Origin of the sequence: Blattabacterium sp. (Blattella germanica) str. Bge, from assembly GCF_000022605.2 — a bacterium.
GTDB lineage: Bacteria > Bacteroidota > Bacteroidia > Flavobacteriales > Blattabacteriaceae > Blattabacterium.
In genome coordinates this window covers 264,833-290,988 of sequence record NC_013454.1, presented here as the reverse complement: position 1 = coordinate 290,988, position 26,156 = coordinate 264,833, and the positions used below count along the sequence as shown (strand labels likewise).

The 26,156-nt window shown below is 26.3% G+C and carries 22 protein-coding genes, 3 tRNA genes and 2 pseudogenes; 12 read left to right on the top strand and 15 right to left on the bottom strand.

The window, feature by feature from the left end:
- The first annotated feature begins 17 nt into the window (after positions 1 to 17).
- Positions 18 to 2,132 (top strand): type I DNA topoisomerase, encoded by a 2,115-nt coding sequence (gene topA, locus BLBBGE_RS01480; protein ID WP_012840835.1) that lies wholly within the window; start codon positions 18 to 20, stop codon positions 2,130 to 2,132.
- Between the two features lie 5 nt (positions 2,133 to 2,137).
- On the opposite strand, the gene BLBBGE_RS01475 is transcribed toward topA, so the two are convergent.
- Positions 2,138 to 2,560, bottom strand: a complete 423-nt coding sequence (locus BLBBGE_RS01475) for a hypothetical protein (RefSeq protein ID WP_012840834.1) — start codon at positions 2,558 to 2,560, stop codon at positions 2,138 to 2,140.
- A 182-nt stretch (positions 2,561 to 2,742) separates the two neighbouring features.
- Here BLBBGE_RS01475 and rsmI point away from each other — a divergent pair, with 182 nt between their 5' ends.
- Positions 2,743 to 3,405, top strand: coding sequence for a 16S rRNA (cytidine(1402)-2'-O)-methyltransferase (gene rsmI, locus BLBBGE_RS01470; RefSeq protein ID WP_012840833.1), 663 nt, complete (start codon positions 2,743 to 2,745; stop codon positions 3,403 to 3,405).
- On the opposite strand, the gene BLBBGE_RS01465 is transcribed toward rsmI, so the two are convergent.
- A complete protein-coding gene (locus BLBBGE_RS01465) occupies positions 3,402 to 4,394 on the bottom strand; it encodes an aspartate-semialdehyde dehydrogenase (RefSeq protein ID WP_012840832.1) in 993 nt (330 codons plus the stop codon). The genes rsmI and BLBBGE_RS01465 overlap by 4 nt on opposite strands.
- A gap of 68 nt (positions 4,395 to 4,462) precedes the next feature.
- Here BLBBGE_RS01465 and gmk point away from each other — a divergent pair.
- Positions 4,463 to 5,035: pseudogene (gmk, locus tag BLBBGE_RS01460) on the top strand (guanylate kinase); the annotation flags it as partial.
- 4 nt (positions 5,036 to 5,039) lie between these two features.
- Here gmk and BLBBGE_RS01455 read toward each other — a convergent pair.
- From BLBBGE_RS01455 to BLBBGE_RS03185, 3 genes are all read right to left on the bottom strand, one after another.
- Positions 5,040 to 5,114: transfer RNA gene (locus BLBBGE_RS01455), tRNA-Pro, on the bottom strand.
- A gap of 11 nt (positions 5,115 to 5,125) precedes the next feature.
- A tRNA-Asn gene (locus BLBBGE_RS01450) sits at positions 5,126 to 5,199 on the bottom strand.
- Positions 5,190 to 5,642 (bottom strand): RpiB/LacA/LacB family sugar-phosphate isomerase, encoded by a 453-nt coding sequence (locus tag BLBBGE_RS03185; protein ID WP_083814446.1) that lies wholly within the window; start codon positions 5,640 to 5,642, stop codon positions 5,190 to 5,192. The genes BLBBGE_RS01450 and BLBBGE_RS03185 overlap by 10 nt, the downstream gene beginning before the upstream one ends.
- Before the next feature lie 136 nt (positions 5,643 to 5,778).
- Between BLBBGE_RS03185 and BLBBGE_RS01440 the strand changes: the two genes are divergently transcribed.
- The 5 genes from BLBBGE_RS01440 (at position 5,779) to BLBBGE_RS01420 (ending at position 8,919) form a co-directional block, all read left to right on the top strand.
- Positions 5,779 to 6,987: a phosphoglycerate kinase gene (locus BLBBGE_RS01440; RefSeq protein WP_012840829.1), complete on the top strand. Its 1,209-nt coding sequence runs from the start codon at positions 5,779 to 5,781 to the stop codon at positions 6,985 to 6,987.
- A gap of 55 nt (positions 6,988 to 7,042) precedes the next feature.
- A complete protein-coding gene (locus tag BLBBGE_RS01435) occupies positions 7,043 to 7,666 on the top strand; it encodes a superoxide dismutase (RefSeq protein ID WP_012840828.1) in 624 nt (207 codons plus the stop codon).
- Positions 7,659 to 8,021, top strand: coding sequence for a dihydroneopterin aldolase (folB, locus tag BLBBGE_RS01430; protein WP_012840827.1), 363 nt, complete (start codon positions 7,659 to 7,661; stop codon positions 8,019 to 8,021). Before BLBBGE_RS01435 ends, folB begins: the two co-directional genes overlap by 8 nt.
- 7 nt (positions 8,022 to 8,028) lie before the next feature.
- Positions 8,029 to 8,099 (top strand) — tRNA-Cys (locus BLBBGE_RS01425).
- Positions 8,100 to 8,187: 88 nt separating this feature from the next.
- Positions 8,188 to 8,919, top strand: coding sequence for a uroporphyrinogen-III synthase (locus BLBBGE_RS01420; RefSeq protein WP_012840826.1), 732 nt, complete (start codon positions 8,188 to 8,190; stop codon positions 8,917 to 8,919).
- Positions 8,920 to 8,946: 27 nt separating this feature from the next.
- Here BLBBGE_RS01420 and glmS read toward each other — a convergent pair whose 3' ends face one another.
- Together glmS and BLBBGE_RS01410 are read right to left on the bottom strand one after the other, a co-directional pair.
- Positions 8,947 to 10,797 (bottom strand): glutamine--fructose-6-phosphate transaminase (isomerizing), encoded by a 1,851-nt coding sequence (gene glmS / locus BLBBGE_RS01415; RefSeq protein WP_012840825.1) that lies wholly within the window; start codon positions 10,795 to 10,797, stop codon positions 8,947 to 8,949.
- Between the two features lie 45 nt (positions 10,798 to 10,842).
- The gene (locus BLBBGE_RS01410; RefSeq protein WP_012840824.1) at positions 10,843 to 11,661 is read right to left on the bottom strand and encodes a glycogen/starch synthase; all 819 of its coding nucleotides are present in this window, start codon (positions 11,659 to 11,661) and stop codon (positions 10,843 to 10,845) included.
- Between the two features lie 216 nt (positions 11,662 to 11,877).
- Between BLBBGE_RS01410 and rnr the strand changes: the two are divergent.
- A pseudogene (rnr, locus tag BLBBGE_RS01405) lies at positions 11,878 to 13,821 on the top strand (ribonuclease R); the annotation flags it as partial.
- A gap of 5 nt (positions 13,822 to 13,826) precedes the next feature.
- Here the strand turns inward: rnr and coaD are convergent.
- Complete coding sequence (gene coaD / locus BLBBGE_RS01400) at positions 13,827 to 14,321, bottom strand: pantetheine-phosphate adenylyltransferase (RefSeq protein ID WP_012840822.1); 495 nt, start codon at positions 14,319 to 14,321, stop codon at positions 13,827 to 13,829.
- Between the two features lie 68 nt (positions 14,322 to 14,389).
- On the opposite strand from coaD, the gene ricT reads away from it, so the two are divergent.
- From ricT to BLBBGE_RS01385, 3 genes are read left to right on the top strand one after another with little or no spacing between them, the layout of a single operon-like run.
- Positions 14,390 to 15,436 carry a regulatory iron-sulfur-containing complex subunit RicT gene (gene ricT / locus BLBBGE_RS01395; RefSeq protein WP_012840821.1) on the top strand — a complete coding sequence of 349 codons (1,047 nt, stop codon included), beginning with the start codon at positions 14,390 to 14,392 and terminating at the stop codon, positions 15,434 to 15,436.
- A 29-nt stretch (positions 15,437 to 15,465) separates the two neighbouring features.
- Positions 15,466 to 17,769, top strand: a complete 2,304-nt coding sequence (locus tag BLBBGE_RS01390) for a transglycosylase domain-containing protein (protein ID WP_012840820.1) — start codon at positions 15,466 to 15,468, stop codon at positions 17,767 to 17,769.
- A 3-nt stretch (positions 17,770 to 17,772) separates the two neighbouring features.
- Positions 17,773 to 18,720 carry a 2-hydroxyacid dehydrogenase gene (locus BLBBGE_RS01385; protein ID WP_012840819.1) on the top strand — a complete coding sequence of 316 codons (948 nt, stop codon included), beginning with the start codon at positions 17,773 to 17,775 and terminating at the stop codon, positions 18,718 to 18,720.
- On the opposite strand, the gene BLBBGE_RS03140 is transcribed toward BLBBGE_RS01385, so the two are convergent.
- Genes BLBBGE_RS03140 through BLBBGE_RS01355 form a run of 7 tightly spaced genes read right to left on the bottom strand, consistent with a single transcriptional unit; the run spans position 18,700 to position 26,153 of the window.
- Entirely contained in the window at positions 18,700 to 19,518 is an 819-nt protein-coding gene (locus BLBBGE_RS03140; protein ID WP_149030172.1) for a sulfite exporter TauE/SafE family protein, read from the bottom strand. The two genes, BLBBGE_RS01385 and BLBBGE_RS03140, sit on opposite strands and share 21 nt — an antisense overlap.
- A gap of 38 nt (positions 19,519 to 19,556) precedes the next feature.
- Complete coding sequence (locus BLBBGE_RS03135) at positions 19,557 to 20,180, bottom strand: bifunctional precorrin-2 dehydrogenase/sirohydrochlorin ferrochelatase (RefSeq protein ID WP_012840817.1); 624 nt, start codon at positions 20,178 to 20,180, stop codon at positions 19,557 to 19,559.
- Positions 20,181 to 20,189: 9 nt separating this feature from the next.
- Positions 20,190 to 21,866, bottom strand: a complete 1,677-nt coding sequence (locus BLBBGE_RS01375; protein ID WP_012840816.1) for an NADPH-dependent assimilatory sulfite reductase hemoprotein subunit — start codon at positions 21,864 to 21,866, stop codon at positions 20,190 to 20,192.
- A 32-nt stretch (positions 21,867 to 21,898) separates the two neighbouring features.
- Complete coding sequence (locus BLBBGE_RS01370; RefSeq protein ID WP_226989467.1) at positions 21,899 to 23,608, bottom strand: flavodoxin domain-containing protein; 1,710 nt, start codon at positions 23,606 to 23,608, stop codon at positions 21,899 to 21,901.
- Between the two features lie 9 nt (positions 23,609 to 23,617).
- Positions 23,618 to 24,406: a uroporphyrinogen-III C-methyltransferase gene (gene cobA, locus BLBBGE_RS01365; protein ID WP_226989466.1), complete on the bottom strand. Its 789-nt coding sequence runs from the start codon at positions 24,404 to 24,406 to the stop codon at positions 23,618 to 23,620.
- 2 nt (positions 24,407 to 24,408) lie between these two features.
- Positions 24,409 to 25,317, bottom strand: coding sequence for a cysteine synthase A (gene cysK / locus BLBBGE_RS01360; protein WP_012840813.1), 909 nt, complete (start codon positions 25,315 to 25,317; stop codon positions 24,409 to 24,411).
- The gene (locus tag BLBBGE_RS01355; RefSeq protein WP_012840812.1) at positions 25,314 to 26,153 is read right to left on the bottom strand and encodes a serine O-acetyltransferase; all 840 of its coding nucleotides are present in this window, start codon (positions 26,151 to 26,153) and stop codon (positions 25,314 to 25,316) included. The genes cysK and BLBBGE_RS01355 overlap by 4 nt, the downstream gene beginning before the upstream one ends.
- Positions 26,154 to 26,156 lie beyond the last annotated feature (3 nt).

Genomic DNA, 26,156 nt, shown 5'->3' with positions numbered 1-26,156 from the left:
CTTTTTTTTATTTTTAGATGAAAGAAAATTTAGTTATTGTAGAATCTCCAACAAAAGCTTATACCATACAAACATTTCTAGGAAAAGATTACTATGTAGTATCTAGTTATGGACATATTATAGATCTTCCAGAAAAAGAGATAGGAGTTGAAATAAAAGATAATTTTAAACCCAATTACGTAATTTTATCCAAAAAAAAAAAAATAGTTCAAAATTTAAAAATATTAATAAAAAACCATAAAATCATTTGGTTAGCTTCTGATGAAGATCGTGAAGGAGAAGCTATTGCTTATCAAATTTATAAAACATTTAATATTCCCGATAGAAAATACAGAAGAATAGTATTCCACGAGATAACAAAAAAAGCAATTTTTAATGCTATAAAAAACCCAAGATCTATCAACTATGATTTAGTTTATGCTCAACAAGCAAGGCGAATTTTAGATCGATTGGTAGGATTCCAACTATCTCCTGTATTATGGAAAAAAGTAAAAAGAGGTTTATCCGCAGGTAGAGTTCAATCTGCAGCAGTAAAACTTATAGTAGAACAAGAAAATAAAATTCAAAAGTTTATACCTTCTCCTACTTATCAGGTATATGGAGTTTTTTCAAATGAACAAAAAATGATTTTTAATGCAAAATTAGATAAGAAAATTGAAGATAAAAAGAAAATGAAAAATATTTTGTCATTATGTATCAATAGTTCTTTTCTAGTGAAAAAAATTGTAATCAAACACGAGAAAAAAAATCCTCCTCCACCATTTACCACTTCTTCTTTACAACAGGAGGCTTGTAAAAAATTAAATTACTCTATATCAAAAACTATGTTTTTAGCACAAAAGTTATATGAAAAGGGATTTATTACATACATGCGTACTGATAGTACAAGTTTATCAAAAGATATTTTATCAGAAATAAAAGATTATATACTTTCTTTATATGGAAAGAAATATTTATCCACAAAAGAATTTTCCAAAGGCCAAAAATTTTCTCAAGAAGCTCACGAATCCATTCATCCTACTGTTATAAATCATATTGATAACAATTATTTAAATTTTTTAGATATATATCAAAAACGTCTTTATCAGTTGATATGGGAACGTACCATTATGGGACAAATGATAGATTCTGTTATTGAAAAAAAAGACTTTTATATTCAGTCTTCTCATTTTGATGACTTTTTTATTTGGACAAAAAGAACAGTTCTATTAGACGGGTTTATGAAAATTGTAAATCAAGATGAAAATAAAAAAGAAAAATTGAGTGTTTTAGAAATGAAACAAGGAACCCACTTACAAAGAAAAGAGATTATAGCAAAACAAATCATTCCTTCTCGTATACACAGATACAATGAAGCTAGTTTAGTAAATAATTTAGAAAAATTAGGGATAGGAAGGCCTTCTACTTATGTTCCTATAATATCTGCTATTCAAAAAAGAAATTATGTAAGTATACAAAAAATTATAAAAAAAACAGAAACTCGTAAAAATTTTCTTTTAAAGGGAAACTCTATTATAGAAAAAAATGAACAAATTACCGAAATAGAAAAAAATAAATTCATTCCTACAGAAATAGGAGTTCTAATCACCAATTTTTTAAAAAAAAATTTCGCAGAAATAGTAGATTACAATTTTACAGCAAATTTAGAAAAAAATTTTGATGATATAGCTAAAGGAAAACAATCTTGGATTAAAATTCTCCAAAATTTTTATGATGAATTTCATAAAAAAATACAGTATGTTGAAGAATATGTAGATAAAATTCACAAAGAACGTTTTCTTGGAATAGATCCTAAATCAAATAAAAAAATTTTTTCCAAAATTGCTCGTTTTGGTCCTATTGTTCAAATGGGAGAATTTAAAGATAAAGAGAAACCTAAATTTTCTCCTTTATTAAATAGTCAGACTATAAACACAATTTCATTTACGGAAGCTTTAAAAATTCTTGAATTACCCAAATCTTTAGGTTTCTTTGAAGAAGAAGAGGTTTTATTGAAAATAAATAAATACAATATTTATATTAAACATAAAAAGAAATACATTCCAATTGAAGAAAAAATATTTTTTGATTCATTCAATTTAGGATTAGAACAAGCTATTAAGATTATAATTGAAAATCGAAAAATTAATTAAATTGACTAACTATCAAAGTATCTTTGATTTAAATAAGTCGTAGGATAAGCTTGATCATGTCCTGTACGCCTAACATGATCTAAATATTTGGGAATATAAGATAAAGCTTTAACCCTATCAGATAAAGACATTCTATTCCATATATTTTCAGCCATTCTTTTCTTTCCTACTTTATATCTATAATCTGTCCAAAAACGATTGAAAGATAAATCTGCAGGAATTTCCTCTATAGAAAAAGCGGCTCTTGCATTTCTCATTTTATTGATTATCGACTCATTATAAGGTAAATATTTACCAATCCATACATAATGTGATAAAGAAAGTCTTTCAGGAAAAATAACTTCTCTTAAAAAACCATTTAAATCATATTTAAAGATGATATCTCCAGATACTAAACGACTTCTAAATATATATTGTTTACCTCTCATTATTATTTATTTCATCAGCATTAATTAATTTTTAATGCATCAAACTATTATTACGAATACAAATTATTAACTATTTTATTTGATGATGAAATTTTAAAAAAAAGTTATAGATTTTTATTTTATAAAAAATGAATTTTTCATATCTTTTTTTTCACATATTTTTTAACCTTTTAAATTTGAATATGTTATATATTGTCCCTACTCCTATAGGAAATCTAGAAGACTTTACTTTCAGAGGGTTACGAATATTAAAAGAGGTAGACTTGGTTTTAGTGGAAAGTTATAAAGTCTCCAAAAAGTTGTTGAATTTTTATAATATTAAAACTCAAATAAATAAATATCATATTTATAATGAACATAAAATAATTCCTCATCTTATCAAAGAAATTAAAAAAGGAAAAAAATTAGCTTTAATATCTAATGCGGGGACTCCTAGTATATCTGATCCAGGTTTTTTGTTAATACAATCTTGTATAAAAGCTTCTATTTCTGTAGAATGTTTACCCGGACCAACAGCTCTAATTCCAGCATTGGTGAGTTCAGGCCTACCTATTAATGAGTTCACTTTTATTGGTTTTTTACCAAAAAAAAAGAAAATTAAATTAGAAAATTTGTCAAGAGAAAACAGAACTATTGTATTCTATGAATCTCCTCATAGATTGTTACAAACATTAAACGATATAAAACATTTTTTTGGATTGAAAAGAAACATTGTAGTTTGCAAAGAAATGTCCAAATTTTTTCAAAATATATTAAGAGGAAATATAGAGAAAATTATTTCATATTATGAAAATGTTGAGAAAATATTAGGAGAATATACCATTCTTATTGAAAAGAGCTCTTAAATATATTTTTTATTTATTAAATATTCTGCAATTTGAATGGTGTTTGTTGCAGCTCCTTTACGTAAATTATCAGAAACTATCCAAAGATTTACAGAATTTTGAAATGAAAAATCTTTTCGTATTCTTCCAACAAAAACTTCATCTTTTCCATGAGCATATAACGGCATAGGGTAAATATTTTTTTCTGGTTTATCTTGAACAATAATTCCTCTTGTTTTAGATAAAATTTCATATATACGATCTATACTAGGTTTTTTTTCAAATGTAATATTTACACTTTCTGAATGTCCACCTATAACAGGAACACGTACTGCAGTAGCAGTAATAGCTATGTTTTGATCATTCATTATTTTTCTTGTTTCTTTGATGAGTTTCATTTCTTCCATAGTATAACCATTTTCTGTAAAAGCATCACAATGAGGCAAAACGTTTTGATAAATAGAATATGGATAGACTTTATTTATATTCGTATTTTTTTCTTTTTCTTGGTTTAATTGATCTAAAGCTTTTTTACCGGTTCCTGTTACTGATTGATAAGTAGAAATTACTACTCTCTGAATTTTATATTCTATATGCAACGGAAATAAAACCATTACTAATTGTATTGTAGAACAATTCGGATTAGCAATAATCTTATCTCTTTTATCCAAAAAAGAAGCATTCACTTCGGGAACAATTAATTTTTTTCTAGGATCCATTCTCCATGCAGAAGAATTATCAATAACTATTGATCCTATTTTTTCAAATTTAGGTGCCCATTCTTTAGAGATATCTGATCCTGCTGAAAATAAAACAATATTCGGTTTTTTTAACAATAAATGATGCAAACTAATAACTTTATATTTCTTTTCCTTGAAAGAAAATTCTTTTCCTACAGATTTTTCAGAAGCAGAAAGATATAACTCCTCCAATGGAAAATTTTTTGTTTCTAAAACATCTATCATAACACGACCGACCAACCCTGTTACTCCTACTATTCCTAATTTCATATGAATTCTATAAAAATTTAATTTTCCATTATGTATATGTAAGAACAAAGTTAGTAAATTATAGGATAATGAAAAAAGGAAAAATGATCATCTTATCAGGGCCTTCTGGATCTGGGAAAACTACCATTTCACATTGTTTACTTTCAAAATTTCCAGACTTAAAATTTTCTGTATCGTGTACAACACGATCTATTCGAAATAATGAAAAACATGGAAAGGATTATTATTTTATATCCATGAATACTTTCATTTCTAAAATCAAAAAATATCAATTCGCAGAATGGGAAGAAGTTTATCCCAAATTATTTTATGGAACTTTAAAAAAAGAAATTTCAAAAATTTGGAAATCGAATAAACATGTTTTATTCGATGTAGATGTAAAAGGAGGATTAAGTTTAAAAAAACAATATCCAGATAATTCTTTATCCATGTTTATTATGGTGAATTCAATGAAAATTCTAAAAGAAAGACTTTTGATGAGAAAATCTGAAAAGTCATACAATCAAATAAATATACGTTTAAATAAAGTTAAAAAAGAAAATAGTTATGCTAAATTATTTGACTTTGTTTTATTGAACATTGATTTATTTCAAACAAAAAGAAAAGCTATTCAACTAGTTTCTAATTTTATCTATGGAAAATAAATCGGGGTGACTGGACTTGAACCAGCGACCACACGCCCCCCAGACGTGTACTCTAACCAATCTGAGCTACACCCCGATTAAGAGAAACTCCTCAGGCTGGATTCGAACCAGCGACACCCTGATTAACAGTCAGGTGCTCTAACCAACTGAGCTACTGAGGATTATATTTACTATTTATTGGTATTTTTTTTATTCTAATTTTATGCCTACCCCCTTCAAAATTTGTTTTTAGAAATATATCTACAATTTCTAAAATTTCATTTTTATCTAAAAAACGTGCAGGTAAACTAATAATATTAGCATTGTTATGTTTTCTTGCTAAAAAAGCAACTTCTTTATTCCATACTAAAGCCGCACGAATTTTTTCGTATTTATTTGCAGTCATAGCCGCCCCATTTCCACTTCCACATATAATAATACCAAAATCTGCCTTTCCTTTTTCTACAAATTCAGCTGTAGGATGGATAAAATCAGGATAATCAACTTTTTCTCCATATTCAAACAATCCAAAATCCTTGATTTTACATCCTATTTTAGTCAAAAAATTGTTAATTAAAGATTTATAGTATACTCCTGTATGATCAGATCCTATTGCTATTAGCATAATAATTTTTGCAAAAGACATTAAATATACATTTTAAAATTTAAAACTGTATTCTATTTTTGCATTCTTAAAGAAATAATTTGTTGAAAATATTAACTTTGTAAAAAAATTATTATTTTATCAACATAATACAAAAATGATAGAGGGTATAAAAACTGTCAACAATTTTGATTTTAAAAATCAAATAGCATTGATGAGAGTAGATTTTAATGTTCCTATAGACAAATATTACAATATAACAGATGATACTCGGATTCAATCCACCCTTCCTACTATTCAAAAAATACTTTCTGAAAAAGGAAAAATAATTCTCATTTCTCACTTTGGAAGACCTAAGGGAAAACCATCTAAAACTTATTCTTTAAAATTTTTAATTCCTTTTCTATCCGAAAAATTAAAATTAACTGTGGATTTTTGTGAAAATTGTATAGGAAAAAATGTAGAACAAAAAATTCATCAATTAAAAAATGGTAAAATTTTGTTATTAGAAAATCTTCGTTTTTATAAAGAAGAAGAAGAAGGTAATGAAAATTTTGCTTTTGAATTATCGAAATTAGGAGATATTTATGTAAATGACGCTTTTGGAGTTTCTCATCGTTCACATACTTCTATTTCTCTTCTTCCTAAATTTTTTGGAAAAAAAAAATGCATAGGACTTCTCATGCAAAAAGAAATTCAATTTTTGAACAAATTTCTATCAGGAAAAGGAAAAAAACCTATTACAGTTATATTAGGAGGAGCAAAAATTTCTTCTAAAATAGAAATTATTGAAAATATTATTGATTTTGCTGATCACATATTAATAGGAGGAGGAATGTCTTATCCTTTTATTAAAATGAAAGGAGGAAAAATAGGAAATTCTATTGTTGAAAAAAATCAAATAATTGAAGAAACATTAAATAAGATTCTTAACAAATGTCAAGAAAAAAACAAAAAATTATCTTTTCCAAAGGACGTGATTATTGCTGATTCATTTAAAAATACAGCGAATACTAAAATTTCATCTATTCATTCTATTCCAGATAGATGGATGGGATTAGATATAGGTCCTTCTTCTATAAAATATTTTTGCAATATTATAGAAAAATCAAATACTATTTTATGGAATGGTCCAGTAGGAGTTTTTGAATTTCCCAATTTTTCTTTGGGGACCAGATTTATAGCCAAAACAATTGCAAAAAGAACTGAAAAAGGAGCTTTTTCTCTAGTAGGAGGAGGAGATTCTATTGCTTCTCTCAAAATGGAAGGATGTAATAATAAAATTAGTTATTTATCTACTGGGGGGGGGGCTTTGTTGGAAAGTTTAAAAAATAAAATACTTCCTGGAATAAAAGCAATTATATAATAAATAAAAATCAAGTTTTTAATTATATTTGTGTTTTTCATATTAACAAAAAATTATGTCATTTAAACTTCCAAAACTATCTTATTCTTATAAGGATTTTGAACCTTATATAGATCGAAAAACGATGGATATTCATTATAATAAACATCATGGAACTTATACGGAGAACTTAAATAAAGCTATTTCTGGAACGGATATGATGAATCTTTCTATAGAAGAAATTCTTAGAAGATCTTACATGGAAACTCCAGCAATTCGCAATAATAGTGGAGGTTTTTACAATCATAATCTTTTTTGGGATATATTAATCCCCTCTTCAGAATACACGGAAATCAGTTCTTTTTTAAACGAAAAAATTCAAAAAGATTTTGATTCTTTTGATTCTTTTAAAAAGAAATTCACTACAGCTGCATCTAATCGTTTCGGTTCAGGATGGGCTTGGTTATGTGTAAAAGAAAAAAAATTAACAATTTGTTCTACAGCAAATCAAGATAATCCTATAATGTCTGGAATAGGTTGTGAAGGAGTTCCAATCCTAGGATTAGATGTTTGGGAACATGCTTATTATTTACAGTATCAAAATCGTCGTTTAGACTATATTTCTTCTTTTTGGAATATTATTAATTGGAAAAAAGTGGAAGAAAATTACAAAAAAATTATAAATAATTTTCATGGGTAAAATTATCTTAGATAATATAAGATTGTTTGGATTCCATGGATGTCTATCAGAAGAAAAACGTATTGGATCTCATTATACTGTAAATATAGAAATTGAATTAGATTTTAATGAAGCTTCCACACATGATAATTTATCCAAAACTATTGATTATGTAAATTTATATTATCTTGTAAAAGAAGAAATGAAAATTCATTCCAAATTAATAGAACATTTAGCACAAAGAATAATTCAAAGAATTAAAAAAAAATATAAAGAATTTTTAATCGAAATCAAGCATATAAAAGTAAAAATTTGCAAAGAAAATCCTCCTATACAAGGAAACATTGATAGAGTATGTGTTATTTTAAATGATTAAAATCTTAGGCACTGTGGCCGAGTGGTAAGGCAGAGGTCTGCAAAACCTTTTATAGCGGTTCGATTCCGCTCTGTGCCTTTTTTATTTTTATTCATTGATACAAATATGACATTCTATTATATTAATTTTCTGTATAAATTTGCGAATTTTAATCATGAAACTTTAGATGAAGATAAATAATATTCTTATTTCACAACCTCTCTCTGGCGGTTCTGATTCTCCATATTTAAAGCTTTGTAAAAATAAAAATGTAAAAATTGATTTTAGATCCTTTATAGAAGTTAAAGGAGCATCATCTAGTGATATCAGAAAACAAAAAATCAATTTTTCTGATTTTACCGTAGTTCTTTTTATAAGTAAAAAATCTGTAGATCATTATTTTAGGTTAGCAAAATCTATGCGTTTTAAAGTTCCAATTTCTATGAAATATATCTGTCAAACAGAAACAATTGCTTATTACTTACAAAAGTACATTGTTTATAGAAAAAGAAAAATTCATATTGGAAATAAATCATTTCAAGACATATTACCTTATATAAATAAATATCCAAAAGAAAAATTTTTTTTACCTTCTTCAGATATTTTAAAACCAGAAATTCCAAATATGTTGAATAAACTAAATATTTTTTGGAAAAGAGGTATTTTATATAAAACGACTTCTAGTGATTTATCTGATTTAAAACATATATGTTATGACATTTTAGTTTTTTTTAGTCCGGCAGAAATAAAATCTTTGTTTGAAAATTTTCCGAATTTTGATCAAAATGGAATAAAAATTGCAACTTTCGGAAAAAATACTTTAGATGCTGCTTCCAAAGCAGGATTAAAAATAGATATAAAAGTCCCTACACCAGAATTTCCTTCTATGGCTATGGCTTTAGAAAAATATATCAAATGAAATTGATTTGAGTAATGATATTACAATTTATTCTACTGTTACTGATTTTGCTAAATTTCTTGGTTGATCTACATTTTCTCCTCGTATATAAGCTATTTGATAAGCCAATAATTGAAGAGGAATAACAGTAACCAATGGACTGAGTTCTTCAGAAATTTCTGGGACTTCAATTACGTGATCAGCTAACATACTTACTTGAATATCACCCTCATTAACTATAGCTATAATTTTCCCTTTTCTAGCTTTAATTTCTTGAATATTGCCTACTATTTTGTTATAACATCCTTTTTTTGTTGCAATAATAACCACTGGCATATTTTCATCAATCAAAGCAATAGGGCCATGTTTCATTTCTGCTGCAGGATAACCTTCTGCATGAATATAAGATATTTCTTTTAACTTTAAAGCTCCTTCTAAAGCGACTGGAAAATTAATACCTCTGCCTAAATAAAGAAAATTGTTTACATTGTGATATACTTTGGAAATTTTTTTGATAGAATTATCTATTCTTAAAGCATTATCAACTTTTTCTGGAATTGATCCAAGTTCCTGACACAAATATTTATAACGACTGTCATTTATAGCGGATCTATGTTTTCCAATCTTTAGAGCCAACAAAACAAGAACTGTAATTTGTGCAGTAAAAGCCTTTGTAGACGCAACTCCAATTTCAGGACCTGCGTGAGTATAAGCTCCCGCATCTACACTCCGTGCAATGGATGATCCTACTACATTACAAATTCCAAAAACAAAAGCCCCTTTCTTTTTGGCTAATTTTAAAGCCGCTAAAGTATCAGCTGTTTCTCCTGATTGAGAAATTACTATAATTACATCTTTTTTCTCTATAATAGGATTTCTATATCTAAATTCGGAAGCATACTCTACCTCTACTGGTATACGAGCAAGTTCTTCTAATAGATATTCTCCAATTAAACTAGCATGCCATGAAGTTCCACAAGCTACTATAGTTATACATTTAGCATTAATAAAAATATCTTTATTAGATTCAATTCCGTCAATGCAAATAATCCCTTCTGAAATTAATAACCTACCACGTAATGTATCTAAAATTGTTTTTGGTTGCTCATATATTTCTTTTAACATAAAATACTTATATTCTCCTTTTTCTATTTGCTTTAAATTTATTTTAAGTTTTTTAATGATTGGATTGAGTTTATGATTATTTACAATCTTTCTAAGATCTAATTCTTTTCCTTTTTTAAGAATAGCCATTTCTCCATCTTTTAAATAAATAGCATTTTTTGTGTAATCTATGAAAGGAATCGGATCAGATGCAATAAAAAATTCTTTTTCATTAATTCCCAATGCAAGAGGGCTCCCCAATTTGGCAATGATAATCGTTTCTGGATGTGATTTATCTACAATAGCAATAGAATAAGCTCCTACTATTTCATTTAAAGAAATCCTTACCGCTTCTGCTAAAGAGAATTTGTTTTCTTTTTTAATATATTCAATAAAATTAACAAGGACTTCCGTATCTGTTTTACTTTTAAAAGTAAAACCATTTTTTGACAAAATGATTTTAATCGCATGATAATTTTCTATGATTCCATTATGAATCATAATAAGTTCATTTGAATTAGAAACATGAGGATGAGCATTCAAATCATTTGGAATTCCATGTGTTGCCCATCTAGTATGACCTATTCCAGTTGTTCCAGTTATTTTTATCTTGTCATAAGATATTTTTTTTTCCAATTCATCAACTCTTCCTTTGGTTTTGCACAAACTATATCCATTTTCATAAAATATGGCAATTCCAGAACTATCATACCCTCGGTATTCCAATTTTTTTAATCCGTTAATGAGAATAGGATAAGCTTCTCTATAACCCAAATAACCAATTATACCACACATTCTAACTGATAAAATTAGAAATTTTTATCTATGATAAATATTAATTTAATTTATTTGTTCTAAAACAGTTTCTTTATAAAATTGTTGATAAACAGTTTCTATCTTTTCTACAGGATAATATTTTAACACTAACAATTTGTTTATTTTTATATAATCTTCTATTTCTTGAGGAAATAAAATATCTCCTTTTATTATAGCATCCGAAAAATACATACATAATTTTATCAAATTAAAATAATTCGGATTTTCTAACAATTTTAATTTTCTGGATTTGATTCCATCAAATTTTATTTTTTTTAAAATATCTTTATTCAAGTGACCTTGAAAAGGTTTGTTGTAAATAGATACAACTATTTTTGTGTGTTGATATACAGGATCATTTTTATAAAAATTTTTAATATACAAAGGGATAAAAGAACTTATCCATCCATATATATGGATGATATCAGGTTTCCAATTTAATTTTTTCACAGTTTCTAAAACTCCTTTTGTGAAAAACAAAGCTCTTTCGTCATTATCTTGAAAAAAAATACCATTTTCATCTTCATATATAGCTTTTCTTTTAAAATATTCTTCATTATCAATGAAGTAAACTTGCAATCTCGCATCAGGAATAGATGCAACTTTTATCAATAACGGTTGATCAATATCATTAATAACTAAATTCATCCCCGACAAACGAATCACTTCATGTAATTGATGTCTCCTTTCATTTATCACTCCAAAACGAGGCATAAATATACGTACATCGTTTCCTATTGATTGCATAAACTTAGTGGCTTTTAAAACCGATAAAGATATTGGATTCTCTGAAGAAAAAGGAAATAAGTCTGAAGAAACATATAATATACGTTTACCTGTCATCTTAGAGTTATTTTTTATTTTTATATATAGTAAAAAAACGGATCATTGCAAATATATATATAATAATACAATCTATAAATTTCAAAATGAAAAACGATTCTTTTTAGGTAAAATCTTGTAGATTGTAGATTTTTTAGACTTTTATATTTATAGATAGACATGTTTTGTTATCATGAAATCAAGAAAAAAAAATAAAAAAAAAACAATCATCATCATTTTGCTACTGGATTGATTAATATTACTAGTCATGGATATGCATTTGTCAATGCAGAAGGATTTCAAAAAGATATTTTTATTCCAAAAAATAAAACAAATCGAGCTTTAGAAGGAGACTTAGTGAAAATTAAGTTGAATAAAAAAAAAGGAATAAAAATAGAAGGAGAAGTATTGAAAATTATTCAAAGAAAAACCAAAAATTTTATTGGAATATTGAATATTCAATCAAACTCTAAGTTTGGATCGGTCATTGTATACAATAATAGTATTCATGTCGATATTTTGATTCCAATAGATGATGAAAAATTGAAAAAATATCATCACAATGATAAAGTTATGGTTCAAATTATATCATGGCCTAAAGAACTTAAAAATCCTTTAGGAAAAATTATCAAAATTTTTGGAAAATCAGGAGAATACAAAACTGAAATTTTTTCATTATTGGAAGAATATGGAATACACTACGAATTTTCCAAAGAAGTAGAAAATGAAGCTCAAAAGATTTTTTCAAGAAAAATTTCAGATAAAAGTATAAGAAGAGATATGCGAAATATTAACACTTTTACTATAGATCCATTAAACGCCAAAGATTTTGATGATGCATTATCAATTAGAAAATTAAATGATGATATTTGGGAAATAGGAGTCCATATATCCGATGTTTCTCATTATGTCGAAGAAGGAAGTTTATTAGATAAAGAAGCATATTCACGTTCTACATCTATTTATTTTGTAGGAAAAGTAATTCCTATGCTTCCAAAAATATTATCAAATGATCTTTGTTCCTTACAACCTAAGGAAGACAAATTAAGTTTTTCTTATATTTTTAATATAGATAGTCAAGGAGAAATCCTGAAAAGTTGGTTTGGGAAAACAATTATACGATCTAATAAAAGATTTACATATGAAGAAGTTCAAAAAATTATAGATAAGAAAAAAGGAGATTTTTACGAAGAAATTTATACTTTATTCTTTTTATCTAAAATATTAACAAAAAAAAGATTAAAAAATGGATCAATTGATCTTGAAACAGTTGAAGTTAAATTTCATTTAGATGAAAAAAAGAATCCAATATCTTTACATTTAGAAAAAAATAATGATGCTCATCGGTTAATAGAAGAATTTATGTTATTGGCTAATAGAAAAATTTCAGAGTTTGTCAGTTTAAATTTTAATGGAAATCCTTCCAATAGACTTTTTATTTACAGAGTACATGATAAGCCAGATTTTCAAAAAATTTTTTTGATCAAAAAAATTATAGAACCTTTAGGTTATTTTTTAGATTTTAAGAATTTAAAAACTTCTATTAATTGTTTATTAAAAAAAATTAAAGGAAAACCAGAACAAAATATGATTGAAAATTTGATTCTTCGTTCTATGAGTAAAGCTAAATATTCCACGAAAAATATAGGACATTATGGATTATCTTTTTTTTATTATACTCATTTTACTTCTCCTATAAGGAGATATTCAGATATCATAGCTCATCGTTTATTACACTATTATTTATTAATAAACACACACAATCCTCTCAAAAATAAAAAAAATACATACAAATTAAAAACAATGGAATTTTATGAAAAACAGTCTCAATATTGCAGTTATAAAGAACGTTTAGCTATAGATGCAGAAAGAGAATTTCTAAAATATATACAAGTAAAATATATCAAAAAATTTTTAGGAAAAGAATTTTATGGTATTATTACAGGATTCACTGATTGGAGTATTTACATTGATTTACTCCTATTTCAAACAGAAGGAATGGTCCGATTCTGTGATATTAAAGAAGATTCTTACATTCTCAATTCAAATAATTACAGTATAATTGGAAAAAAAAAAAGAAGAATTTATCACTTAGGAGATAAAGTAAAAGTAAGACTTATAGATGTAAATATGGAAAAAAAACAAATTGTTCTTGATTGGATAGATCATAATATCAATTGATACAATTATTCTATTTTTACAGAAGTAGGAACAAATAAGGTATAATCTCCTCCATTTTTCATAATGTCTCTTACAACAGAAGAACAAATGTGAGATTTTTCATAAGAAGAAAAAAGATATACTGTTTCAATGAGGTTTGTTTTATCTAATTTTTTATTAGCAAACAATATGTCTTTTTCAAATTCAAAGTCAAATTGATTTCTAATTCCTCTTAACAAAAATTTAGCTTTTTTTTTTATACAAAAAGAAATAGTTAATCCATTAAATGAATCTATTTCTATTTTGTGTTTATAGGGAAAATCAAAAAAAGTTTTTCGAATCCATTCCTTTCTTTTTTGAAGAGAAAACATATTTTTTTTTTCAAAATTTTTTCCAACAGCTATAATAATTTTATCAAACAAATTTAAAGCCCTAATAATAATATCACAATGTCCCAAAGTTATGGGATCAAAAGAACCAGGAAATACTGCTATTTTTTCATTTTTTTCATTGTTATTCATAATAATTTTTTTATATATTTATTAATTTAATTATTAAAAAATTTAAAAAATTAAAAGTTATTCGAATAATGAACAAATCATGTTCTGATTGTTTAAAAAATAAATGTGATAAAAAGAAAAATTCTTTTGTTAAATGCTACAATCTAAATGGATTAGACTGGTTGTCTAATATTCAATCTCCTTTTGAATATCATAAACATGATATTGTGGAAGTACGATTTAAAAATGATAGAAAAGAATTCTTTTTGAATCAAGAAAAAATATCTCTTTGTAAAGGAGACATTGTGACTGTAGAATCAAAATCCGGAATGGGGTATGATGTAGGTACAGTCATTTTAACTGGCGAATTAGTCAAATTACAACTCAGAAATAAGAATATAGAGATTCTAAAAAAAATATATAGAAAGTCAACATATAAAGAAATAAATATTTGGAAATCTTTCAGAAAAAAAGAATTTAAAATTCTTTCAAAGGCTAAAAAAATTGCAAAAAATTTAAATATTTCTATGAAAATTTGTGATGTAGAGTATCAAGGAGATGGAGAAAAAGCTATTTTCTATTATACAGCTGAAAATAGAGTTGATTTTAGAAAATTAATTAAAGAATTAGCTTTACATTTTCACACACGTATAGAAATGCGTCAAATAGGATATAGACAGGAAGCTGCAAAAATCGGAGGAATCGGTTCTTGTGGCCGCGAACTTTGTTGTTCTACTTGGTTAAAAAATTTTAAAAGTGTAACGACTAATTCTGCAAAATATCAACAACTTTCCATAAACATTCAAAAATTAACTGGACAATGTAGTAAATTGAAGTGTTGTCTGAATTATGAATTAGATGCCTATTTAACTTCTCTAAAAGATTTTCCGGATTTTAACAGCAAAATATACACAGAAAAAGGAATTGCTCAATGTATGAAAATTGATGTTTTCAAAAAAAAAATGTGGTTTTCTTATGTTAAAAATCCAAATACTTGGTTTAGAATAGAAGTAAAAAAAATTAAAGAAATCTTAGAAAAAAATAAAAAAAATCAAATAGCGCCTCCTCTAGAGGAATTATCAACAATTAATGTCATTCATAAGACAGAATTAACATTTAAAGATTTGTCTATATAATTCTATACTAATAAAAATAATTTTTTTGCGTGTATAAAAAAAGTATAAAAAAAAATTCTTCTTTTCGTATACTTATTTTTTATTTTTGGTTTTTATTTTTTATAGGAATAAGTACTATATTCGTGATTTTTTATGCTGCTTCTAAAGGTTATTTAGGAGCTTTACCTGGAACTAAAGATATAGAAACCCCTACTATGGAAGTAGGGTCAGAGGTATATGATTCTAATGGAATTCTATTGGGTAGATTTTTTTCTGAAAATAGAACTTTAATTACTTATAAACAACTTCCAAAAGATCTTGTCAATGCTTTAATTGCAAAAGAAGATATTCGTTTTAAATATCATTCTGGAATTGACGCTAAATCTCTACTTAGAGCAATTCTTTCACTAGGAAAAAAAGGAGGTGGCAGCACTATATCTCAACAATTGGCAAAACTTCTTTTTACAGGAGCATCAGCAAAAAATAAACTCCAAAGAATTCATCAAAAACTTTTAGAATGGGTCATGGCCATTGAGCTAGAAAAACGTTATACAAAAGAAGAAATTATTACAATGTATTATAATAAATTCGATTTTTTATATAATGCAAAAGGTATAGAAACAGCAGCTCACACTTATTTCAATAAAAAAGCTTCTGAACTGAATTTAGGAGAATGTGCTACGTTGGTTGGAATGTTAGAGAATCCTTCTTTATATAATGCTAAAAATTACCCTGAAAGAGCAAAAAAACAAAGAAATTTAGTTCTATATCAAATGAAAAAATATAATTTTTTAAATACATATAGATATGAAAAAGAATTAGAAAAACCTATAAAAATTAATTTTAAAATACAAAAACGAGATTTTGAATTACTTACTTATTATGGTGAATTTTTAAAAAAAGAAATTCAAGAAGCTTTAGATGAACATGAAAATAAAACTGGACAAAAATTGAATCTTTATTCTAGCGGATTAAAAATATATACATCCATTGATGCAAGAATGCAAGATTATGCTGAAAAAGCAGTCAGAAAACATCTCAGTAAATTGCAAATTTTATTCAATCATTTACAAAAAAAAAATAAAAACGCCCCATTTTTGAATATTTCTCAAGAAAAAACAAAAAGAATATTAATATCTGCTATGCATAGAACTCCTCTTTATCAAGATTTGAAACAAAAAGGATTAGCAGAAGATCAAATTTTTAAAAAATTTCAAAAACCACAATCCATAAAATTATTTACTTGGAATGGTCCTAAAAAAGTATTAATTTCCCCATGGGATTTTATTCGTTATCAAAAAAGCATTATTCAAGCTGGTTTGTTATCTATAGAACCATCTACGGGTTTTATAAAAGCATGGGTAGGAGGAATAGATTTTAACTATTTTCAATATGATCATGTAGCACAAACACAACGTCAAGTTGGTTCTGTTTTCAAACCTATTTTATATGCCACTGCTATTAATGAATTACATTATAATCCTTGCACTAAAATTTCAAATGAAAAATTTCATTTAGGAAAATGGAGTCCTAGAAATTCCAATGGAAAATATGGAGGGTTTTTAACATTAAAAGATGGTTTAGCTTTATCTGTCAATACGATTTCAGCTAGATTGATATCACAAATGACTCCAGGTCCAGTAATTAATTTAGCAAGAAAAATGGGAATTAAATCTATGATTCCTGAACATCCATCTATAGCGCTTGGATCTGCAGATTTAACATTGTATGAAATGACAGGAGCATTTAATACATTTACTAATTATGGATTTTATGTAAAACCCTCTATTTTGGTAAAAATAGAGGATGAAAACGGAAATATAATCAAAGAAAATACAGAGATTGGGAAAAGACAAGTTTTTAGTGAGGAAGTAGCATATATCATGTTAAAACTCATGCAAGGAGTTGTTAAATATGGAACAGCTAAAAGATTGCAAAAATACAATTTTATAGGAGATATAGCAGGAAAAACTGGAACAACAAATGAAAACTCAGACGGGTGGTTCATAGGAATGGTTCCAAATTTAACTACTGGAGTTTGGGTAGGTTGGGAAGATCGATTTTCTCATTTTGAGAATATTCAATTTGGACAAGGAGCAAATATGGCTTTGCCTATATGGGCTTATTATATGAAAAGTATATATAAAGATATTAATCTGATTTATCAGGATCAATTATTTTTTCATAAACCTAAAAATTATCAATATCACTGGGATCAGTGTGAAGAAAATCATGTTTTTAAAGAAGAAAATGTGATTATAAACGAGGAAAAAGAAAACAAAAACTCTTTAAAAGAAATTATGAATATTAATGATAATTTAAATAAAGAAAATAACAAGGATTACGATAAATGATATATGATCAAAAGAATATTAATTTTAGAAAAAAATCATCCTTTTATTATATACAAACTAAAAAAAGAAGGATTTATTTGTGATGAAAATTATTATGATTCAACCAATGAAATTGATCCATTTGTATATGATGGTTTAATTTTAAGAAGCAGACTAAAAATAGATAAAAAATTTATTAAGAAAGCTAAAAACTTAAAATTTATAGCCAGAATCGGATCTGGAATAGAGAATATAGATACAGATTATGTTTTAAAAAAAGGGATTGTTTTGATTTCTTCTCCAGAAGGAAATAAAGATGCTGTAGCAGAACATGCTATAGGAATGCTTTTATGTGCCATGAACCATATTCTTAGATCTCATCAACAAATCAAAAAAGGAAAATGGTATAGAGAAAATAATAGAGGAATGGAAATTATGGAAAAAACAATAGGAATTATTGGATATGGAAATACTGGAAAAGCTTTTGCAAAAAAACTTTCAGGATTTGATGCCAAAATATTATGTTATGATATTTTGCCTAAAATTGGGGATGCTTATGCAAAACAAGTAGACATGAGTACAATTTTTAAAAAATCAGATATAATTAGTTTGCATGTTCCTTATACAAAAGAAACAAAAGGAATGATTAATTATGATTTTATAAAAAAATTTTGCAAACCTTTTTATTTCATAAATACTTCTCGTGGAGGATGTGTTATTACAAATCATTTAATCAAAGCATTAAAAGACGGAAAGATACATGGAGCCTGTTTAGATGTATTAGAGTATGAAAATTTTTCTTTTGAAAATATTTTTCATCATCATAAACTTCCTAAGAATTTTTTTGAGATGATTCATTCTAATAAAATCATATTAACCCCACATATTGCTGGATGGACTAAAGAATCTAAATATAAGATGGATAAAAAAATTGTCGAAAAAATTATTTTATTAAACAAAAAACTCAATTGAAAAACAATTGTATAAAATTCTCACGCTCCATATAATTACCAAAATTCCTATAGAAAAACACATTATTTTTATAGGAAGTTTACCGGATATTTTTGCGGCTAAAGGAGCTGCAAATAAACCTCCAAAAACTAATCCAAAAACTATTTTCCAGTAGTTTATTCCCAATAAAGAAAAAAAAGTTAAAGCACTTGAAAAAGTTACAAAAAATTCAGATAAACTAACCGATCCTATAACATATTTTGGAGTTCTTCCCTTTGATATTAAAGTACTAGTAACAAAAGGACCCCATCCTCCACCTACAAAAGAATCTAAAAAACCTCCACATCCCGCAAGCCATCCTATTTTTTTAGTTTTTTGATGATCTTTTTTCCATGTTTTTAACAAAATTTTCACTCCCAAAAAAAAAGTATAAGATGCTAACATTGGTTTAATATAAAAAGCGTAATATTCTCCAAATTTAGAAAGTAAAAAAGCTCCAATAATAGAACCTAAAACTCCTGGGATAAGCAATATCTTAAATAATTTTTTATTTACATTTCCCATTTTATAGTGACTAAATCCAGATATTCCACTAGAAAATATCTCCGCCGTGTGTATACTAGCACTTATTGAAGGAAGAGGAATTCCTAAAGAAAGTAGTATAGTTGTACAAGTTAATCCATACCCCATTCCTATAGCTCCATCAACAAGTTGTGCAAAAAAACCCGTAAACATTAGATACAAAAAACTTTGATTCAAATGATCCAATATTTTTTGATAAAAAATACTTTTTGTTAAAACATGTAAAAAATAACTCATAATTATAATAAATCCTATTATAAAAGGCAAATACTTTATTAAATTTTTTGTAACTCTTTTTTTTTCAATGAGGTTCTATCCATCAACCATTTTTCAGTTATTGAATTGAGCATTTTCACTTTATATTCAAAATTTCCTTTTAATTTTTTTCGTATTTGATACATATTTATCAAAACATCATCTAGTTCATGTGGTAACACATCTATAAAAATTTCTTTCAAACGTTTAGCTATTGTAGGAGATTTTCCATTAGTAGAAATAGCTATCTTTAAATTCCCTTTTTGTACAATAGATCCCATATAAAAATCACAAAGATCAGGAACATCTGGGACATTGACTAATCTATGCATTTTTTTTGCATCTTTTTTTATTTTTTCACTTAAAATAGGATCATTTACAGCAATAATAATAACGTCCACATTTTCCAAATCAGAAGAAACATAAAATTTTTTAGTTAATCTTATAACTCTGAATAGTTTAGCAATTTTATAAATTTTATGATCTATTTGATCTGCTATTAAATTGATTTTTGTATCAGGACTATTCTTTAATATAACATTTAATTTTTCTAAAGCAGTTTTTCCTCCACCAATAATTAAAAGAGAAAGTTTTTCTAAATGTAAAAAAATAGGAAACAATTTATTGTTGTCTTTATTTATCATCACAAATTATTAAACTACCCATTTTTTTCTAATAGAAAAATTTCCAAATCTTTCTCCTGAAAACTTTTCTGTTTGAAAACAACTAAAAATTAAATCAAGTTCTTTTAAAATAGAAGATTCATCCATATTTTTTTTGTAGAGTTTATTCAAACGTGTTCCTTCATGATTAGCACCTAAATAGAGATTATATTTTCCATAAGAAACTCCTATTAATCCAATTTCAGCTAAATAAGGACGAGAACAACCATTAGGACATCCGGTCATACGAATAATTATATCTTCTTTTTCCAATTTATATTTCTTCAAAATAATTTCTATTTTAGATATCAAACTAGGCAAATAACGTTGTCCTTCTGCTAAGGCTAGAGGACATGTATTAAAAGCAACGCAAGCCATAGAATTTTTTCTTATAAAAGACAACTGATTCATGTAATCATGAATTCCATATTCTAAGAGAATAGATTGTATTTTATTTTTATTTTTTTCATCAATATGAGTTAATGTCAAATTTTGATTACAAGTGAATGAAAAACTACATATTTCATGTTTTGCTATTTTTAGCAAAGCAGATTTTAATTTTAAGTTTTTATTGTCAAAAATTAATCCATTTTCTATAAAAAATGTATAATTCCATAATTTTTGATTATCCTGAATCCAACCAAAATAATCACGTCTTTCTGTAAAAAGAAAAGGTTTTTCTTTTTCTAAAGAAAATCCAATTCTATTTTCTAATTCATTTTTAAACCAATTGATTCCATAATTATCTATAGTATATTTTAAACGAGCTAATTTACGATCGCCTCTATTTCCATAATCACGTTGAATAGTTAAAATTTCATATATTATTTTTAATATTTTATTTTCAGAATCGGAAAATCCAATTATAGTTCCTAACCTAGAATAAGTTTTAGAATTTCCATGAGTAGTAGATAACCCCCCTCCTACAGATATATTAAAGCCTTTTAAATTTTTAGATTTCTTATCAAGAATAGCAATTAAACCTATATCATTAGCAAAAACATCTACATCATTATTAGGAGGAATAGCTATAGCTATTTTGAATTTTCTAGGTAAATAAGTCTCTTTGTAAAGAGAATCTTTTTCCTCTTTTTTTTCATATATTTTTTTTGCATTTAACCAAATTTCATAATAAGCTCTTGTTTTAGGAAGCAACACATTACTAATTTTAGTAGCATAATTCAAAATTTCTTCACGAGAGTATTTGTTATCTATGTAGGTACTGCATACTACATTTCTATTAACATCTCCACAGGTAGCAATAGAATCCAATTTATGAATATTAAAAGATTGAATAGTTGGTCTTATCTTAGATTTTATCAATCCATGTAATTGAATTGTTTGTCTTGTAGTTATTTTTATAACTCCAGTTGAATTTTCTTCTGAAATATTATGAATTGCTATCCATTGTTTATGATTAATAAAACCTCCTGGAATTCTTAAACGGATCATAAAAGAATATAACCTTTCTAATTTCTTTTTTGATCGATCTTCTCTAACATCTCTATCATCTTGTTGATATAAACCATGAAATTTAATAATTACTTGATCTTTATCATAAAGGCCTCCAGATAATTCATCTAGTAAACTATTTAAAATGGTTCCTCTAAGTCCTATGCTTTCTTTTTTTATTTTTTCTTCTTTTGTTATACGACTAGATGTTTTCATCTCTACAAAATTTAATTTTCCATCAATTTTTTTTAGTATACGTCTTTTAAATATCTTCCATCTTTTTTCATTTTTTTTATAAAAAATTCTGGATCACATCCTCCTACTTCATCTATGACACGATAGATCATTTTTTCAACATCTACACTCATAGGAGTTTTTTTTCCACAAACATAAACGTATGCTCCATTTTTTATCCATGAAAAGAATTCTATACGATTTTCCCATATTTTATCTTGTACATATATTTTTTTATTCTTTTGATCTCTTGAAAAAGAAAGACTGACACGATTAAGAATTCCTTTAGTTTTCCAACTTTGAATTTCTGTTTGATATAAGAAATCTGTATAAAAATGTTGATCTCCAAAAAACAACCAATTTTTTCCTGTAGCTTCCATTGCTTCTCTTTCATATAAAAAAGAACGAAAAGGAGCTATTCCAGTTCCAGGTCCAATAAGAATAATATCTTTATCCGAATTTTTAGGTAATCTAAACAATTGATTTCTATAAATAAAAAAAGATAATTCATCTCCTTTCTTTAATTTGGATAAAAAATCGGAACAATGACCATACACAGTTTCTCCATTAAATTGAAAACTATGGCGAGATACAGTAATATGTATTTCATTTTCATGAGCCTTAGGAGAAGAGGAGATAGAATATAATCTTGGTTTAATAGGATCCATTATTTTTATTAAATCCTTTAAATAAAATTCTTTTTTTATAGGAAATTCTTTTAAAAGATCAATTAATTTCCATTTTTTATTAAAAGGAATATCTTTTTTTTCAGATAAAAAAGAATACTTTTTTAAAAAATTATCTGATAAACAAAAAATGTTCAATTTTTTTTTAAAAAGATTAAACAGATTGTTTTTCAATTCTTTTTCTTCTAATTTGTTTCTTATATTCTTATCAATCCATTTTATAATATCATGTATTTCATTGGAAGGATTTTCAGGAAATACCCCTATAGAATCACCAGGAAGATATTGAATCTCATTTGGAACAGAAATTTCAATATGATGATTTTCTTTATTAGATCCTCTTTCTTTATCATTTAAGAGGATATTGTTAAAAATTGTTCCACAGATTCTTTCCCTTCTATTTTCTGATTTATATTTTTTTTTTGTAAAAAAATTCAAAATTTCTAAAAACCATTTATTCGCTTCTGTTTCATAATCTACATCACATTTATACAATGGTATGATTCTTCTACCTCCTACATCATTCAAACGTTTATCTATATCTACTCCAGCTTTACAAAAGTAAGAATAAGACTTATCCCCCAACGCTAAAACACTATATTTCAAGTTATTTAGACAAATTGTTTGGTTTTTATGAATAAAATCAAAAAAAGATTTTGCAGAAGAAGGAGGTTCTCCTTCTCCATGTGTACTAATTATTACAAATAAATAATTTTCTTTTTCTAAATCTTGCAAACGATATTGATCTAAACTTATCAATTTCATTTGCAATTTTTTATTTTTAGCTTTTTGATAAATGTCAAAAGCTAAATTTTTGGCATTTCCTGTTTCTGTTCCATAAACCAACGTAATTTTTTCTTCTTTTTTTAATTCTTTTTGATCCAAAACATCAGAAGAATATTTTTGATAAGATAATAACCCAGACATATAGCCACACATCCAAATAATCTCTTCTTGAGAAGATTCTTTTATTAACTTAATAAATGTTTTATTATTTGATTCAGATAACATTTCATTGAATTTTAGAAAAGAGAACATTAATAAATATCACTCAAAATAATTTTTTTTATCTAAAACATTAGAATTAAAAAACCATTTAAAATAATGATGCAAAACCACTATTTTTCCTACAATAACTAAAGAAGGAGACATAAAATTATTTTTTTCTTTTATTAAATTTTTGCAATTGTAAAGATGACTTGTATACACTCTTTGCATTGGAGTAGTAGCTTGTTCTATTATAGCTACTAATTTGTTCATGCCAAAATAATTTTTATTTTTTGTCAGTTTATCAAATATTTCATATAATTTTTTAATGCACATATAAAAAACCAAAGTATCCTGAGTTTTTATAAAATCTATCCACTGATTGAAATTGATAGAATCTGGATTATGAAGAGTAATAAAACGGACACTAGATGCATATCCTCTTGCTGTAAGAGGTATCCCGGCATAAGCTGCAGCTCCTATAGCTGAAGTAATCCCTGGAATAATTTCATAAGGAATATTATATTTTTTTAATTCCACCAATTCATCCATAATATTGGAAAAAATAGATACATCTCCTCCTTTTAATCTAACTACATATTTTCCTTTCAAAGCATAATCAATCAATATTTCATTGATCCTATTTTGAGAAAAAGAAGTTCTTCGTGTGGAATTTTTTCCTACAAAAATGAATTTTCTTTTATAGTTAGAATATTTTTTAATGATTTCAGGACTGACAAGACGATCTACTAAAACTATTTCTGATTTTTTTAAATGATTAAGAGCTTTGACAGTAATCAAATCAGGATCTCCTGGACCTGCTGAAATAAAAATTACTTTTTTTATCATCATCAAAAAAGATTATCAACTGATAAATATCTTTCCCCAGTATCATAATTCAACGTCAATATTATGGATTTTTCCGAAAAGCTCGATAATTCTTGATCTATGGCAGATAAAACTGCACCTGTGGAAATTCCAACAAGAATTCCTTCCTGTTTTGCCATTTTACGAACATAAGTAAATGCTTCTTCTTTAGAAACTAAAAAAGTTCCATCTAATATTTTTACATTTAAAATAGAAGGAATAAATCCGGCTCCCAATCCTTGTAAAAAATGTGGATTGGCTTCTCCTCCAAATATAACTGGAGATTCCACTGGTTCTACGGAAAAAATTTTTATATTCGGAAATTTATTTTTTAATATTTCTCCTATTCCAGTGATATGACCTCCAGTTCCAACTCCTGTAATCAAATAATCTATTCCTTCAGGAAAAGCTTTTATAATTTCTTTTGCCGTTGTATTTTTATGAATATTAGGATTAGATATGTTATCAAATTGTTTTGGCATCCAAGAATTAGGAATAGTATCAACTAGTTCTTCTGCTTTTTTAATAGCACCTTTCATTCCTTCTTCTCTTGGAGTTAGTACAAATTTTGCTCCGAAAATAGAAAATAATTTTCTTCTTTCAACACTCATAGATTCTGGCATTACTAAGATTAAACGATAATCTTTTACAGCGCAAACCATAGCTAATCCTATTCCTGTATTTCCAGAAGTAGGTTCTATGATTATATCTCCTTTATGAATGATTTTTTTCTGTTCAGCATCTTCTATCATCGACAGAGCAATTCTATCTTTTATACTTCCTCCTGGATTATTTTTTTCTAATTTTATCCAAACTCGGTGATTTGGATATAATTTTTTAAGACGAACATGAGGTGTATTTCCAATAGTTTTTAAAATGCTATCAACTTTCATTTTTTTTTTTTTATTATCATAAAATCAATAGGATCAGGAAAAGGACTATTATTTCTCATTTTTATCTCGCTTTTTTGATATACAATAGAAAAAGGAGGAACACTTCGTGTTAACCAAACATTTCCTCCAATGACACAATCGTGACCTACTATGGTATCTCCTCCTAAAATAGTAGCTCCTGCATAAATAGTAACTTGATCTTCTATAGTAGGATGACGTTTTTGATTCGATAATTTTTTATCCACATGAATAGCTCCCAAAGTTACCCCTTGATAGATTTTTACTTTGTTTCCTATTTTTGTACTGGAACCTATAACTATTCCAGTTCCATGATCAATAGCAAAAGCACTTCCTATTTCTGCAGAGGCATGAATATCTACTCCGGTTTTACTATGTGCATATTCTGTAATCAATCTTGGAATAATTGGAATTTTCTGAATCCATAATTGATGAGCTATTCTGTATAATGCAGTAGCAAAAAAACCAGGATAAGAAAGAAAAATTTCTTCTACAACTGTAGCAGCAGGATCAGATTCCAATATAGCATTAGCATCTATTATCAATGTTTTATAAATATTGGGAACCTCCTCAAAAAATTTTCTAGAAAGATTATCAGAATTTTTTGGATCAATATTCAATTCTATAAAAATTTCGTACAAAAAATTTATCAATTTTTTGTAATTCTCTTTAAATAAAATAGCATTTTTTAAAAACTCTCTATCAGGAGTAAATAGAAAATGAAACAAAGTTTCCACAAAAAACTCAGATTTTTTCTTTTTAGGAAAAAAATTTCTTTTTTTGTTATATTCAAAAATAATATTTAAAAAATCTAACATTTA

What these genes read in the sequence shown, in the direction of transcription:
- BLBBGE_RS01440 (WP_012840829.1), top strand. Translation starts at nt 5,779, where the DNA reads ATGATAGAGGGTATAAAAACTGTCAACAATTTTGATTTTAAAAATCAA.
- glmS (WP_012840825.1), bottom strand. Translation starts at nt 10,797, where the DNA reads ATGTGTGGTATAATTGGTTATTTGGGTTATAGAGAAGCTTATCCTATT.
- BLBBGE_RS01410 (WP_012840824.1), bottom strand. Translation starts at nt 11,661, where the DNA reads ATGACAGGTAAACGTATATTATATGTTTCTTCAGACTTATTTCCTTTT.
- BLBBGE_RS01420 (WP_012840826.1), top strand. Translation starts at nt 8,188, where the DNA reads ATGAAGATAAATAATATTCTTATTTCACAACCTCTCTCTGGCGGTTCT.
- BLBBGE_RS03135 (WP_012840817.1), bottom strand. Translation starts at nt 20,180, where the DNA reads ATGATAAATAAAGACAACAATAAATTGTTTCCTATTTTTTTACATTTA.
- BLBBGE_RS01375 (WP_012840816.1), bottom strand. Translation starts at nt 21,866, where the DNA reads ATGAAAACATCTAGTCGTATAACAAAAGAAGAAAAAATAAAAAAAGAA.
- BLBBGE_RS03185 (WP_083814446.1), bottom strand. Translation starts at nt 5,642, where the DNA reads ATGCTAATAGCAATAGGATCTGATCATACAGGAGTATACTATAAATCT.
- BLBBGE_RS01465 (WP_012840832.1), bottom strand. Translation starts at nt 4,394, where the DNA reads ATGAAATTAGGAATAGTAGGAGTAACAGGGTTGGTCGGTCGTGTTATG.
- BLBBGE_RS01475 (WP_012840834.1), bottom strand. Translation starts at nt 2,560, where the DNA reads ATGAGAGGTAAACAATATATATTTAGAAGTCGTTTAGTATCTGGAGAT.
- BLBBGE_RS01370 (WP_226989467.1), bottom strand. Translation starts at nt 23,608, where the DNA reads ATGTTCTCTTTTCTAAAATTCAATGAAATGTTATCTGAATCAAATAAT.
- BLBBGE_RS03140 (WP_149030172.1), bottom strand. Translation starts at nt 19,518, where the DNA reads ATGAGTTATTTTTTACATGTTTTAACAAAAAGTATTTTTTATCAAAAA.
- cysK (WP_012840813.1), bottom strand. Translation starts at nt 25,317, where the DNA reads ATGAAAGTTGATAGCATTTTAAAAACTATTGGAAATACACCTCATGTT.
- cobA (WP_226989466.1), bottom strand. Translation starts at nt 24,406, where the DNA reads ATGATAAAAAAAGTAATTTTTATTTCAGCAGGTCCAGGAGATCCTGAT.
- coaD (WP_012840822.1), bottom strand. Translation starts at nt 14,321, where the DNA reads ATGAATAACAATGAAAAAAATGAAAAAATAGCAGTATTTCCTGGTTCT.
- BLBBGE_RS01355 (WP_012840812.1), bottom strand. Translation starts at nt 26,153, where the DNA reads ATGTTAGATTTTTTAAATATTATTTTTGAATATAACAAAAAAAGAAAT.
- BLBBGE_RS01435 (WP_012840828.1), top strand. Translation starts at nt 7,043, where the DNA reads ATGTCATTTAAACTTCCAAAACTATCTTATTCTTATAAGGATTTTGAA.
- folB (WP_012840827.1), top strand. Translation starts at nt 7,659, where the DNA reads ATGGGTAAAATTATCTTAGATAATATAAGATTGTTTGGATTCCATGGA.
- BLBBGE_RS01385 (WP_012840819.1), top strand. Translation starts at nt 17,773, where the DNA reads ATGATCAAAAGAATATTAATTTTAGAAAAAAATCATCCTTTTATTATA.
- ricT (WP_012840821.1), top strand. Translation starts at nt 14,390, where the DNA reads ATGAACAAATCATGTTCTGATTGTTTAAAAAATAAATGTGATAAAAAG.
- topA (WP_012840835.1), top strand. Translation starts at nt 18, where the DNA reads ATGAAAGAAAATTTAGTTATTGTAGAATCTCCAACAAAAGCTTATACC.
- rsmI (WP_012840833.1), top strand. Translation starts at nt 2,743, where the DNA reads ATGTTATATATTGTCCCTACTCCTATAGGAAATCTAGAAGACTTTACT.